Below are 13,048 nucleotides of genomic sequence, written 5' to 3' on the forward strand. Positions count from 1 at the left end.
TTCCCTTCACCGTTCCAACTCCGAGCCGACCCAGACGGGTCCGCCCGCAATGCTAGAGAAGCCCACCGACAAGTTTTCGTCCGCGCGGTAGCGTGACCGGTGTGACCACCACGATCAATCAGCTCTCCGTCGGCGGTATGGACAACAACGTGTACCTGGTCAGTGATTCCGCCGGGCACACCCTTCTCATCGACGCCGCGAACGAGGCCGACCGGATCCTCGCCTTCGCGCGGGAGATCGGTGGGGTCGAAGTCATCGTCACCACCCACCGCCACCTGGATCATTGGTACGCCTTGGCCGATGTGCGCGAGGGCCTGGGCGTCCCGGCTGCGGCCGGTGTCAACGACGCCGAGGGCATCGATGCCCCGACTGATCGCACGCTGTCCGACGGCGAGGTGCTCACGGTGGGTGATCTCACGTTCGACGTGATCGAGCTGGTGGGGCACACGCCCGGGTCGGTCGCCCTGGCTCTGCGGCCCGAGGTCGACGGTGCGCCCACGCACATCTTCACCGGCGACAGCCTGTTCCCCGGCGGTGTCGGCAAGACCGGCTCGCCCGAGGACTTCGACCGGCTCTTCACCGACGTGACCACGAAGCTGTTCGATCGCTATGACGACGACACCGTGATCCACCCCGGCCACGGCACGGGCACCACCCTCGGCGCCGAGCGTCCGCACCTGGCCGAGTGGCGTGAGCGCGGCTGGTAGCAGGCTTCGCCCACGGTGACAGCGAGACCGAAGGAGGTCAGGTGAGCGGTCCGAGAGTCTTGATCGCCGGCGCGAGTATCGCCGGACCCGCTCTGGCGCACTGGCTGACACGCCGCGGCGCGACCGTCACCGTCGTCGAGCGGGCACCGTCGCTGCGGCCGGGCGGGCAGGCGGTGGACGCTCGCGGCGTGGCCAAGACCGTCATCGACCGGATGGGACTGGACGCGCAGGTGCGCGCCGCCTGTACGGACACCGCGGGCGCGTACATCGTCGACGAGTCGGGCGCGGTGCTGGAGACCTTCCGCGCCGACGACGACGGCGGCGACGGTTTCATCGCGGAGATCGAGATCCTGCGCGGCGACCTGTCGCGCGTGCTCTACGAGGACACCCGTGGCCGCGTGGACTACCGCTTCGGCGACCGGATCGCCGCGCTCGAGCAGGACGCGAGCGGCGTCGACGTGAGTTTCGCCGGCGGCGCCCGCGACCGGTACGACCTCGTGATCGGCGCGGACGGCCTGCATTCGTCGCTGCGTGCCATGGTCTTCGGGCCGCACGAGCGGTACGTCCGGCACCTCGGGCACGCCATGGCCTTCTACACCGTCCCCAACGAGTTCGGACTGGACCGGTGGCTCCTGGACTGCGTCGTACCGGGCCGCTCGGCGGGCCTGCGACCGATCCGGGACGCCACCCGTGGGATGGCCCTGTTCTCCTTCACCGCACCGGAGTTCACGGTCGATTCGCGCGATCTCGCGGCGCAGAAGACCCTGCTCCGCGAGCGGATGGCGGGGATGGGCTGGCTGACGCCGCAGATCCTCGGACACCTCGACGACTCCCCCGACTTCTATCTGGACCAGGTCGCGCAGGTGGTGATGGACCGGTGGTCCTCGGGCCGCGTCGCTCTGCTCGGCGACGCCGCGTCGTGCTCGTCGCCGATGTCGGGTCAGGGCACCGGCCTCGCGCTCGTGGGCGCGTACGTCCTCGCGGGCGAACTGGCCGCCGCCGGGTGGAATCCCGCCGTGGGCTACACCGCCTACGAGACGCTGATGCGCCCGTTCGTGGAAGCGAACCAGGAAGTCGCGCAACTGAACGCCCGCGGTCGCGATCCCGAGGCCGAGGATCCGCCGGAGTGGGATTTCGCACTCATCGAGCGCGCGATCAACGGCATCGACCTGCCCGATTACGCGGACCTACCGGACGCCGGACCCGGACGCTGAGCACCGGACGGCGCCGCGATACCGCTGGTGACGGCCGCCACGAGCGCGCGGCGGAATTCTCGTGGAGAATAGATGGTCTGATTCTTTGCCGCCGCCTCCCTGCGAGGTCCGCATCCGAGGAGCACCGTGACGACGAACCCCGTCTCCAGCGTCGACCTGTTGGCCGAGGAGCAGGCGCACCTGGACCGCGTGTACGCGCGGATCGACGCGATGCGGGACACGGCGCAGCGCCGCCGCACCGACAACCTGCAGGAGGTGGGCGAGAACCCGCAGGAGATCTCGGAGCGGGATTCGTACCACCAGCTCTACAGCGATGACATCGCCAAGTACGACTCGGCGGAGAACAACTTGTACTTCGGCCGGCTCGACATGGTCGAGACCGACAACCCCGCCGACGGGGTGCGGCGCATCGGCCGCATCGGAGTCCTCGACGACGACGAGGACCTGTCCACCCTGCTGCTCGATTGGCGCGCTCCCCTGGCCCGGCCCTTCTACCTCGCCACCCCGGCGCAGCCGGAGGGCGTGCGGGTGCGCCGGCACGTGCGCACCCGGGGCCGCGAGCTGCGGGGCGTGGTGGACGAGCGCCTCACCCTCACCGGGGACGACGGTGCCGGCGAGAGCCTGGGCTCGAACGTCGCGGGCGAGTCCGCTCTGGTGGAGGCGCTGAACCGGGCCCGCACCGGACAGATGACCGACATCGTGGAGACGATCCAGCGCGAACAGGACACCATCATCCGGTCGGAGCACCGCGGTGTGCTGGTGGTGCAGGGTGGCCCGGGCACGGGCAAGACGGCGGTGGCACTGCACCGCGCCGCGTACCTGCTGTACACGTACCGGCAGAACCTGTCCCGGACGGGCGTGCTCATCGTCGGGCCCAACGAGACCTTCCTCAACTACATCAGCCAGGTGCTCCCCAGCCTCGGCGAGACGGGCGTGCTGCTGAGCACGATCGGCGACCTGTACCCCGGCGTGATCGCCACCCTCGACGATTCGGCCGCCGCGGCACGCCTCAAGGGCTCGACCGACATGGTCGAGGTGATGAAGCAGGCCGTGCGTGGCTGGCAGACCGTGCCCGACGAGCCGATCGTGCTGAAGTTCGACGGTTACCCGCTGACCCTGGACAGGAAGATCGCCACCAAGGCACGGGGCCGGGCGCGCTCGTCGCGGCGACCGCACAACACGGCGCGGGCGATCTTCCGGCAGTCCGCGTTGGACGCGCTCGCGGCGCAGCACGCCGCGACGATCGGCTCGTCGGTGGTCGACAACACGATGCTGCTCTCGCGCACCGACATCTCGGACATCCGCGACGAGCTCGCGCAGGACCCGGAGGTGCTGGGCGCGCTGGACTCGCTGTGGCCGGCGCTCACCCCGCAGCGGGTGCTGGTGGAGTTGTGGCGCGACGCGGATCGGCTCGCGGAGGCGGCGCCGGATCTCACGGACGCGGAGCGGGAGGTGCTGTTCCGGGAGGCCGTGACGGGCGCGAACGGCGCCCCCGCGTTCTCCCCGGCGGATGCGCCGCTGCTCGACGAGATCGCGGAGTTCCTGGGCGACGACGACACCGATGCCGACGAGGCGGAGCGGCGGTGGCGGCAACGCCTGGAGGAGGCGCAGGAGGCGCTGGACATCCTGACCGGCTCGGCCCCACAGGATCTGGACGATGAGTTCGACGCCGAGATCCTGATGGCTTACGACCTGATCGATGCCGAGCAGCTGGCGGAGCGGCAGACGGTGCGCGAGTTCAACACCACCGCCGATCGTGCCCGGGACGACCGGACCTGGACCTTCGGCCACGTGATCGTCGATGAGGCGCAGGAGCTCTCGGCGATGGCCTGGCGGATGCTGATGCGGCGCAGCCCGAATCGGTGGATGACGCTGGTGGGTGATACCGCGCAGACCGGCGACGCCGCGGGGTCGATCAGCTGGAACGCCGCGCTCGATCCGTATGTGCCGGGCCGGTTCCAGCTCTCGGAGCTCACGGTGAACTACCGCACGCCGAAGGAGATCATGGATCTCGCCGCGGACGTGCTGGCGGCGATCGACCCGAGTCTCGCGCCGCCGACCTCGGTGCGGTCGGGTGCGGAGCCGCCGCGGCTGGTGCGGTTCGACGGTGACCGTGCGGCCCTCGTCGAGGCGGTCCGGTCCGCGCTGCCCGACGATCCGGATCGGCTGACCGCGGTGCTCGCGCCGCAGGAGCTGGTGGCACCGCTGCGCCGGCTGACCTCGAAGTCGGTGCGGGTGATGGGGGTCCGCGATTCGAAGGGCCTGGAGTTCGACCACGTGATCGTGGTGGAGCCCGGACTGATCGTGGGTGAGCCCGCGGAGGTGGAGTTCGATCGCGGCCTGCGGGACCTGTATGTGGCACTGACGCGAGCGACCCAGACGTTGACCGTGGTCACGTCCGGGTCGCTGCCGCGCTCGCTCCGCGCGTTGGAGTCCGCCTAGCGGCGGAGATCGCCTACGTGGTGTGGACGATGAGGATGTCCACCGAGGTCTTGCGGGCGGCGTCGGAGGGCACCGATCCCAGCAGGCGGCCGGTGAGCGAGTTCATGCCCTTGTTGCCGACCACCAGGAGCGAGGGCTCCGGCTGCGACTTCACCAGATCGAGGAGCGCCTCCACGGGCTGGCCCTTGATGGCGCGCTTCTCGACGTTCTTGGCTCCGGCCTGCAGCGCGCGCCCCTCGGCGGTGCGCAGCATGTCGTTGACCGGGTTGGCACCCTGCAGCTGGTACGCCTCGTCCCGCAGGACGTCGGCGGCGGCCGGGTCCGCGGCCTCGCTCGGGAGGTACGCGCACGCGATCACCAGCTTGACGTTGTCGCCGGCGATCGACGCGGCGCGGTCGACCGCGCGCAGCGACGACTCCGAACCGTCGGTGCCGACCACCACGGTGCTGTAGCCACTCATCGAGTCCCTCATTTCTCTAGGGCGTGCTTCCTGCCGTTTCTCGGCATAACTTCCTCGACACAATAGCCGTATATCGACCGGGAACAGGCGGGTTGCGGCACGGAACACACACCGGGTGTGATCGCAAAGCGGATCACTTCAGCCCGGCGGCGTCCATTCCTCGAAGTTCCTTCTTGAGATCGGCGATCTCGTCACGGATCCGCCCCGCGAGTTCGAATTGCAGTTCGCGTGCCGCGTTCATCATCTGATCGGTGAGTTCCGAGATGAGGTCGGCCAATTCGGCCCGCGGCATCGACTTCACGTCTTCGCCCTCGTACATGCCGGCGCTCACGGCGGACGCCGATCGAAGCTCGCCCTGGGCGCGACGCCCGCGGCTGGCGTTGCGGCCGGACCCGCCGATGGCGGCCTCGGTGTCGTCGGCCTCCGTGTACACCTGATCGAGGATGTCGGCGATCTTCTTGCGCAGCGGCTGCGGATCGACGCCCATCTTCGTGTTGTAGGCGATCTGCTTCTCGCGGCGGCGGTCAGTCTCCTCGATGGCGTTGCGCATCGAATCGGTGATCTTGTCGGCGTACATGTGCACCTCGCCCGAGACGTTACGGGCGGCACGACCGATGGTCTGGATGAGCGAGGTGGTGGATCGCAGGAAGCCCTCCTTATCGGCGTCGAGGATGGCGACCAGCGACACCTCGGGCAGGTCGAGGCCCTCGCGGAGCAGGTTGATGCCCACCAGCACGTCGTATTCGCCGAGCCGCAGCTGCCGCAGCAGTTCCACGCGGCGCAGGGTGTCGATGTCGCTGTGCAGGTAGCGCACGCGGATGCCGGCCTCGAGCAGGTAGTCGGTGAGATCCTCCGCCATCTTCTTGGTGAGGGTGGTCACCAGGACGCGTTCGTCCTTCTCAGTGCGTTCGCGGATCTCGTGCATGAGGTCGTCGATCTGGCCCTTGGTGGGCTTGATCACCACCTGCGGATCGACCAGGCCGGTGGGCCGGATCACCTGCTCGACGAATTCGCCGCCGGCCTGGCCCAATTCGTAGGAGCCGGGTGTGGCGGACAGGTACACCGTCTGCCCCACGCGCTCGGTGAACTCCTCCCAGGTGAGGGGGCGGTTGTCCACCGCCGACGGGAGGCGGAATCCGAAGTCCACCAGGTTCCGCTTGCGCGACTGGTCGCCCTCGAACATGGCACCGATCTGGGGCACGGTCACGTGCGACTCGTCGATCACCAGGAGGAAGTCCTCCGGGAAGTAGTCGAGCAGGGTGGCGGGCGCGGAACCGGCTTCGCGGCCGTCGATGTGCCGGCTGTAGTTCTCGATGCCGGAGCAGAAGCCCACCTGCCGCATCATCTCCACGTCGTACTGGGTGCGCATCCGCAGCCGTTGGGCCTCGAGCAGCTTCCCCTGCCGCTCGAACTCCGCCAACCGTTCCTCGAGTTCGGCCTCGATGCCCTCGATCGCCCGGCCCATCCGCTCGGGTCCGGCCACGTAGTGGGTGGCCGGGAAGATCCGCAGGTTCTCGACCTGCCGCACCACATCGCCGGTGAGCGGGTGCAGGTAGTAGAGCGCCTCCACCTCATCGCCGAAGAACTCGATGCGGATGGCGAGTTCCTCGTACGAGGGGATGATCTCGACGGTATCGCCCCGCACGCGGAAGCTGCCCCGGGTGAAGGCCATGTCGTTGCGGGTGTACTGCACGTCCACCAGCAGCCGTAGCAGCGCGTCCCGATCGACCTCCATCCCCACGTCGAGCTGCACCGACCGATCGAGGTAGCTCTGCGGGGTGCCGAGGCCGTAGATGCACGAGACGGAGGCCACCACCACCACATCGCGACGGGACAGCAGCGACGAAGTGGCCGAGTGCCGCAGCCGCTCCACATCGTCGTTGATCGAGCTGTCCTTCTCGATGTACGTATCGGTCTGCGCGATGTACGCCTCGGGCTGGTAGTAGTCGTAGTACGAGACGAAGTACTCGACGGCGTTGTGCGGCAACATGGCCCGCAGCTCGTTGGCGAGCTGCGCGGCCAGGGTCTTGTTCGGCGCCATGATCAGCGTGGGCCGCTGGACCTTCTCGATCAACCAGGCCGTGGTGGCCGATTTACCGGTACCGGTGGCACCGAGCAGCACCACGTCCCGTTCGCCGCGGCCCAGCCGCTGTTCCAAGTTGGCGATGGCCGTCGGCTGATCGCCCGCGGGCTCGTACTCGCTGACCACCTGGAACTCCGCCGAAGCGCGTTCGACCTCGCCGATCGGGCGGTGCTCGGAGTGCGCCACCACCGGTTGTTCTGCCGCGAATGCCATGGGTCCAGCGTAAGCCGACCCACCGACAAGTTTCCTAGTCGCGTCGGGCCACGATCACGTCCCGGGTGATCACCCGGTCCACGCGGTGCTGCAGGTCGTCGTAGCCGGGTCCGCCCTGCACCGTCAGTCCGGCTCCGGTGAGGGCCGCCGCCACCTGCTCGCGGGGTGCCACGCGCACGTTCCAGGCCAGGCCGAGGGCGCCACCGCGCCGCAGGGTGGCGACCCAGCCGGGCAGGGCCGCATCGAGGAGTTCGAGCGGATTGCGCACCAGGCCACGGGGCCCGCGGCTGCCGTGCTGCACGCCGTACGGCAGGTCGCCCACCAGCACGTCGATCGTTCCGGGGCGCACCAGTTCGGGGGTGCGCAGCGTATCGGCGGCGTAGAAGGTGAGCGCCTGCTTCTCCCCCGCCAGGTAGTCGGCCTTCTCGGCGGCGAAGCTCGCTTCGTACTTCTTCGCGATCACGGTCTTCTCGCGCCGCACCGGGGTGGTCGCAGCGGTGTGCTTGTACCGGTGGTCCTTGAGCCAGGTGGTGAAGAACGAGGTGTACAGCTCGAAGTCCTTGGTGTCCACGTCCACGCCCACGGCGTCGAGCCCGTACATCACGGCCTGGCTCAGCGTGGTGCCCCGACCGCACACCGGGTCCAGGACGCGCAGGGTCCCGTCCAACAGGCCCGCCGGTCGCGCCGTCGAGGCGGCGGACACGTTGAGCACCAGCCGCGTGAACTGCTCGTTGGTCTTGCCCTGGTACTTGAGGATGGTCAGCAGGTCGGTGGGGTACTTCTCGGGCGAGGGCACCGCGATGGGGCGCAATAGGTCACCGTCACGTTCGAACAGGGCGTAAAAGGCGGAAGCGAGCCCCACGAAGGCCAGGTCCTGTGCCGTGAGCGGTTCGGCGTCGAAGGCGAGGTACTCGACCCCGGCAACGGTCTCGGTCTCGACGGCGCCCACCGAGCCCGCCATCGCGGCACGGCTGAGCACGGTGAGCTCGGCCCGCACCATCGCGGCCGTCGACTCCGCATAGACACGGTTCGCTGCGGGCGCGGGCAGAAGCAGGTAACGAGGCACGGCGGGCATCGTATCGTGAGCAGCATGGACGCCCACGAATCCTTCGAGCTGTCCGTCGACGGCGCCGCCGCCAACGCCGTGGTGGCGCACGGCTGGATCGACCTCGACATCGTCGATGCCGCCGAGGACGCCCTTCCCGCGCTGATCGGCGAGGTCCGAGAACGGGCCACGGGTCTCGACGGTGCGCTGGTCCGCACGTCCGACGATGCGCTCGCGGCGATGCTCCGGCGCAACGGCTTCCGGCCCTCGGGTGCGATCCCGGGGCGGCCCCGCGGTGCCACGGAGACCACGCTGGTGCTGCGGCTGGGCGGCGATGCGACCACGGACGACGGCGGCGTCCACCCGCCCAAGCGGGAGACCTTCGACCCGGCGGCGATGACGAACACCGACCCGAAGGGCATCGTCCGCGCCGTCGACGAATACCGCGAGGAGCCCTTCGGCCTGTACCTCCACCGGCAGTCCGATCACCCGAAGTTCCACGCGATCGAGTCGTGGCTACTCCCTGATCTCGACCTGCGGGCGTCGATCTTCCATTTCACTCCCGGACACGAACGCGACCAACGCGTGTACCTGGACGTGGCCGGAGTGCGGCGCGACGGCGGGCTCTGGCACACCGAGGACTGGTACCTCGACATCCTGGAGCACCCCGGTGCCCCCGCCGAGCTGATCGATGTGGACGAGCTGGTGGCCGCAGCCACCGCCGAGCTGATCAGCCCGCAGGTCGCCGAGCGGGCGCTGCTCGCCGCGACCCGCGCCGTGGCCGGGATCGCGGCACACGGGTACAGCGCGGACGCGTGGCTCGCCGCGGAGGGCGCCCCGATCAGCTGGCGGTAATCGCGCTCACCCGGCGCCGATCCCGGGTATCCGGGACTCGATCCCGTCGAGCAGCACCTCCAGGCTCAGCTCGAAGCCGGCGTCGGGATCGCCGGGCGCGCTGTAATACTCGCCCACGGTGGTCCCCACCCGTCCCGCGAGCGGGAACCGGTCGGCAGGCAGGACCGCCGCCAGCTCGGGTCCGACCACGTCCCACCACTGCGCGTCGGTCATCGGTCGTGCCGCGGCTCCGCGCGCGCCGGAGCTCCGGGCGGCGCCCGCCGCGAAGCTCTCCAGCAGCACGATCAGCCAGTCGCGTTCGATGTCGTCGATCGGCAGGTCCTCCACGAGCGAGAGCTGCGCCTCGTACTGCGTGAGCCGGCCCGGCCCGAGCACATCGCGCCACGACGGGGCGTCGAGCAGCCACGGGTGCGCGAGGTACTCACCGCGTCGCGCCCGGACGGCGTCAGCCAGGGAGTCACGGATCGTGGGGCGGCGTACCGGCGGATCCTGAGTCGCGGCGATCGCGTCGACCATCAGAGCGACGAGCACGTCACGGGTGGGCACATAGGTGTACAGGCTCATCGGCCCGACGCCGAGACGCCCGCCGAGAGCGCGCATCGTGACGGCGGACAGGCCCTCCTCGTCAGCCAGCTCGATCGCAGCGCGAACCACCTCGTCGACGGTGAACCGCTGCTTGGGACCGCGCCGAGGCGTCCCGGGTCCGGTCGTCTCGCCCCGCCACAGCAATCTGACCAGCGTGCGAGCCTCGTCCTCCGGAGTCACGTGCACCCTTTCTCCGTACTGCGTACACTCATTCGTGTTACTCCGTACAACGTACATCATTAGGATAGAAGGACCTCCCCTGAGCCTCGAAGTCACCTATCTGCCCGACCTCCATCAGTTCGCGATCTGGTCCTCGCACCACCTCGACGACCCCACGCGCCGCAGCCCCATCACCCTGGCCGTACCCGTCGACGGCGGCCTCGGCATCCGCGAGGTCCGCTGCGATCTCGTCGACGTCACGGCGCTCCCCGCGGCGGAGCGCCCTTCCGCCTCGCACGCCGCATGGGCGGCGCGCACCGTCGACCCCGGCGCCGGGGCTCCGCTCCCCCTCGCCGCGCACGCCGAACCCGACCCGACGGGCACTGCGCTCACCTCCGCGGACTACGCCCAGCTCGCCTTCACCGACGCGACGGCGACCACCGAATCGCTGTCCGCCACGATCGAGGCAACCGTCCGGCCCTACCAGTCGGCCGGCGTCGCCTGGCTCGTGCGCGCGGTGCGCGATCACGGCGGAGCCCTGCTCGGCGACGAGATGGGGCTCGGGAAGACGCTGCAGGCGATCGCGGCACTCACCAGGCTCGGCGCGGGGCCGCACCTCGTGGTGTGCCCCACCGGCCTGGTGACCAATTGGCGCCGGGAGATCGCGCGATTCGCCCCGGATCTGCTCGATCAGGTCACGATCGTCTCCTACGCCCGCCTGCGGCTGTCCTCCGCTGAACTCGCTGAGACGTCGTGGAACGCAGTGGTGTTCGATGAGGCGCACACCCTCAAGAACCCGCGCACCCAGGTGTCGCGCGCGGCACGCGGAATCGATGCGCGCGCCCGGATCGCGCTGACCGGCACGCCGATCGAGAACTCCGTCGACGACCTGTGGGCGATCCTGCGCGTCGTGACGCCCACGATGTTCCCGGTCAAGGCGGTCTTCCGGCGTCGGTTCACGAGGGCCGCCGAGGCCGGTGACGACGGTGCGCTGCGCCGCCTCCGCGCGGCGGTGGCGCCGGTTCTGCTGGCGCGCACCAAGGAACGCGCCGCTGGCGCGCTCCCTCCCAAGATCGACAACCCCGTGTTCTGCGACCTCAGCGAGGAGCAGGCCCGACTGTACGACGCGGCCCTCAGGCGGGCCGTCGACGAGGGATTCGGCACGGGTCTCGAGCGCCACGGACGGCTGCTCGCCCTCCTCACCACGCTCAAGCAGATCTGCAACCATCCCGATCTGGTGTCCGGAGCGGCCACTCCGGCACCAGAACGACACCCGGCGCCGCCCGAACGCGGCCGCTCCGGAAAGCTCGACGTGGCGCTGGACATCCTGGAGGCGAATATCGCGGGACACCGTCCCACGCTGATGTTCACCCAGTACCGGCAGACCGGCGAGCTCCTGGCGCGCGCGGCGTCGTCACTGGTCGATGAGCCGGTCCCGTTCTTCCACGGCGGCCTCTCGATCGGCGAGCGGTCGGCGATCGCCGATCGATTCCAGTCCGGCTCGGGACCGGTCATTCTGGTGATGAGCCTCAAGGCCGGCGGCACCGGTCTCACGTTGACCAGGGCATGCGATGTGGTGCACTTCGACAGGTGGTGGAACCCGGCGGTCGAGGCCCAGGCGACGGACCGCGTTCACCGAATCGGCCAGGACCGGCCGGTCACCGTCACCACCCTCACCACCGCGATGACGCTGGAGGAACACATCGACGAGATGCACCGGCGCAAAGCGCTGCTCGGCGTGCACGCCAACGGGGAATCGATCATCTCCGGGCTCGCGGCTCTCGACGACTCCGGCCTGCTCGATGTGCTGCGACGCCACCGGGAGAATGCATGACAACACCGGCATTCGGCTTCACCGCATGGGGATCGGACCTGGTGCGGATCGCCGAGCCCGTCCGCGCGAGTTCCCCCAACACGCTCGCCCCGGGGGCTCGGCGGATCGCGCGCGCGGGGTGCGTCGCCCTCCAGGTCGAGGACGGCCGGGTGACCGCGCACATCCATCGCGGCGCGTCGGCGTCGGTAGCGCACCTGGAGTTCACGGCCGCGGCGCCCGCCGTCGTCGCCGCATTGCGCGAGGCGATGGGACCGCGCGCCGAGCCTGACGATGCGGCGCACGCCGCCGTCGTCGCCCGGGGACTGCGGCCGGCCCCGGTCCTCGCCGCCGCGGATTGCAGCTGCCGGGCGCGCACCACGATGTGCGTCCACGTGCTCGCGGCGCTGTACGCACTGGCCGAACGTGTCGACCATGAGCCGACCATCGTGCTGGCGATTCTGAGATTCACCACGCCCCGGTCGGCTTCGGGCTCCGCCGGAGCCGATCGGCCGGTCGCGCGCTGGACCCCGCTCGCGGCAGTGGATGCCCGGGACTACTTCGCGGCGAGAACCTAGCCCGCGCCCTCGGTAACGGCCTCGGTGACGGTCACCGTCACGGCGCGGCCCGGATCGGCCCCGCGGTACGTTCCCGGTTCCACCTGCGCGAACCCCGCGTCGCCGAGGCGGGCGATCACAGCCTCCTCGGTGACGCCGTCGGCGAGCACCACCTGCGCGTGCGAGCCCTCCGCGGTCACGGACCTGGCGTCGCCGGCCAATGTCACCCACAGCCGCCCGGCGAGGCGCTCGCCGTAATCGGGATCGTCGAGCTCCGGAGCGTCGTCCGCCGGACGATGCATGTTGACGTTCGCCGCGAAGGGCACGATCCGCTTGACCCACAGTTCGCGGACGGCCGCGCGGGTCTCGTCCTCGGTGCCGGTGTTCTCCAGCCAGACGTCGGCGACGGCGCGGCGTTGCTCGTCGGTGGCCTGCGCGGCGATCCGGGCGCGGGCGTCCTCCTCGGCCATGCCGCGCGATCCGACGAGCCGCCGCACCCGCTCCTCGGCGTCCACCCAGACGATGATCACCAGGTGGAACATGGGTGCGGCGTGGTTCTCCACGAGCAGCGGGATGTCCTGCACGATCACGGCATCCGGCCCGGCCTCGGCGATCAGCTCCTGCGAGCGGGCACCCACCAGCGGGTGGGTGATGGCGTTGAGCCGGGCCCGGGATTCGTCGTCGGAGAACGCGATCGCGGCGAGTGCCGGGCGGTTCAGGCTGCCGTCCTCGGCGAGGATCTGCTCACCGAACGCCTCGACCAGGGCGGCGAGCCCGGGCGTGCCGGGCTCGACCACCTCGCGGGCGATCCGGTCGCCGTCCACGATCACCGCACCGAGGGACGCCAATTCCTTGGCCACCGTCGACTTGCCCGCACCGATTCCGCCCGTGAGCCCGATCCGCAACATGGACTCAGCC

Annotated in this window: 11 protein-coding genes; 6 read left to right on the top strand and 5 right to left on the bottom strand. The window is 69.9% G+C overall.

Translation table 11 applies throughout. The features are described from left to right. Positions 1 to 92: 92 nt before the first annotated feature. The 3 genes from TTY48_RS00205 (at position 93) to TTY48_RS00215 (ending at position 4,363) form a co-directional block, all read left to right on the top strand. Positions 93 to 707 (top strand): MBL fold metallo-hydrolase, encoded by a 615-nt coding sequence (locus tag TTY48_RS00205; RefSeq protein ID WP_220655593.1) that lies wholly within the window; start codon positions 93 to 95, stop codon positions 705 to 707. A 41-nt stretch (positions 708 to 748) separates the two neighbouring features. Beyond that, on the top strand, positions 749 to 1,921 hold the full coding sequence (locus TTY48_RS00210) for an FAD-dependent monooxygenase (protein WP_220655594.1): 1,173 nt from the start codon (positions 749 to 751) through the stop codon (positions 1,919 to 1,921). 210 nt (positions 1,922 to 2,131) lie between these two features. Continuing rightward, positions 2,132 to 4,363 (top strand): 3'-5' exonuclease, encoded by a 2,232-nt coding sequence (locus TTY48_RS00215; RefSeq protein WP_255585701.1) that lies wholly within the window; start codon positions 2,132 to 2,134, stop codon positions 4,361 to 4,363. 13 nt (positions 4,364 to 4,376) lie between these two features. Here TTY48_RS00215 and TTY48_RS00220 read toward each other — a convergent pair whose 3' ends face one another. From TTY48_RS00220 to TTY48_RS00230, 3 genes are all read right to left on the bottom strand, one after another. Next, positions 4,377 to 4,823, bottom strand: coding sequence for a universal stress protein (locus TTY48_RS00220; RefSeq protein ID WP_220655596.1), 447 nt, complete (start codon positions 4,821 to 4,823; stop codon positions 4,377 to 4,379). A gap of 133 nt (positions 4,824 to 4,956) precedes the next feature. Then, positions 4,957 to 7,119, bottom strand: a complete 2,163-nt coding sequence (gene uvrB / locus TTY48_RS00225) for an excinuclease ABC subunit UvrB (protein WP_220655597.1) — start codon at positions 7,117 to 7,119, stop codon at positions 4,957 to 4,959. A 34-nt stretch (positions 7,120 to 7,153) separates the two neighbouring features. Further along, the gene (locus TTY48_RS00230; RefSeq protein WP_220655598.1) at positions 7,154 to 8,185 is read right to left on the bottom strand and encodes a TRM11 family methyltransferase; all 1,032 of its coding nucleotides are present in this window, start codon (positions 8,183 to 8,185) and stop codon (positions 7,154 to 7,156) included. A gap of 24 nt (positions 8,186 to 8,209) precedes the next feature. Between TTY48_RS00230 and TTY48_RS21475 the strand changes: the two genes are divergently transcribed. After that, on the top strand, positions 8,210 to 9,019 hold the full coding sequence (locus TTY48_RS21475) for a DUF402 domain-containing protein (RefSeq protein WP_308443050.1): 810 nt from the start codon (positions 8,210 to 8,212) through the stop codon (positions 9,017 to 9,019). Between the two features lie 6 nt (positions 9,020 to 9,025). On the opposite strand, the gene TTY48_RS00240 is transcribed toward TTY48_RS21475, so the two are convergent. Continuing rightward, positions 9,026 to 9,784 carry a TetR/AcrR family transcriptional regulator gene (locus TTY48_RS00240; RefSeq protein ID WP_220655599.1) on the bottom strand — a complete coding sequence of 253 codons (759 nt, stop codon included), beginning with the start codon at positions 9,782 to 9,784 and terminating at the stop codon, positions 9,026 to 9,028. 34 nt (positions 9,785 to 9,818) lie between these two features. Between TTY48_RS00240 and TTY48_RS00245 the strand changes: the two genes are divergently transcribed. Beyond that, positions 9,819 to 11,597 (top strand): DEAD/DEAH box helicase, encoded by a 1,779-nt coding sequence (locus TTY48_RS00245; protein ID WP_255585437.1) that lies wholly within the window; start codon positions 9,819 to 9,821, stop codon positions 11,595 to 11,597. Beyond that, the gene (locus tag TTY48_RS00250; protein ID WP_220655600.1) at positions 11,594 to 12,151 is read left to right on the top strand and encodes an SWIM zinc finger family protein; all 558 of its coding nucleotides are present in this window, start codon (positions 11,594 to 11,596) and stop codon (positions 12,149 to 12,151) included. Before TTY48_RS00245 ends, TTY48_RS00250 begins: the two co-directional genes overlap by 4 nt. Here the strand turns inward: TTY48_RS00250 and coaE are convergent. Further along, on the bottom strand, positions 12,148 to 13,038 hold the full coding sequence (gene coaE, locus TTY48_RS00255) for a dephospho-CoA kinase (RefSeq protein WP_220655601.1): 891 nt from the start codon (positions 13,036 to 13,038) through the stop codon (positions 12,148 to 12,150). The genes TTY48_RS00250 and coaE overlap by 4 nt on opposite strands. Positions 13,039 to 13,048 lie beyond the last annotated feature (10 nt).

This window comes from Tsukamurella sp. TY48 (assembly GCF_019656655.1).
In the GTDB taxonomy this organism is placed as follows: Bacteria; Actinomycetota; Actinomycetes; order Mycobacteriales; family Mycobacteriaceae; genus Tsukamurella; species Tsukamurella strandjordii.

Bases quoted from the DNA above. Each gene is read 5' to 3' on its own strand.
- TTY48_RS00215 (WP_255585701.1), top strand. From the start codon at position 2,132: ATGCGGGACACGGCGCAGCGCCGCCGCACCGACAACCTGCAGGAGGTG.
- TTY48_RS00220 (WP_220655596.1), bottom strand. From the start codon at position 4,823: ATGAGTGGCTACAGCACCGTGGTGGTCGGCACCGACGGTTCGGAGTCG.
- uvrB (WP_220655597.1), bottom strand. From the start codon at position 7,119: ATGGCATTCGCGGCAGAACAACCGGTGGTGGCGCACTCCGAGCACCGC.
- TTY48_RS21475 (WP_308443050.1), top strand. From the start codon at position 8,210: ATGGACGCCCACGAATCCTTCGAGCTGTCCGTCGACGGCGCCGCCGCC.
- TTY48_RS00250 (WP_220655600.1), top strand. From the start codon at position 11,594: ATGACAACACCGGCATTCGGCTTCACCGCATGGGGATCGGACCTGGTG.
- coaE (WP_220655601.1), bottom strand. From the start codon at position 13,038: ATGTTGCGGATCGGGCTCACGGGCGGAATCGGTGCGGGCAAGTCGACG.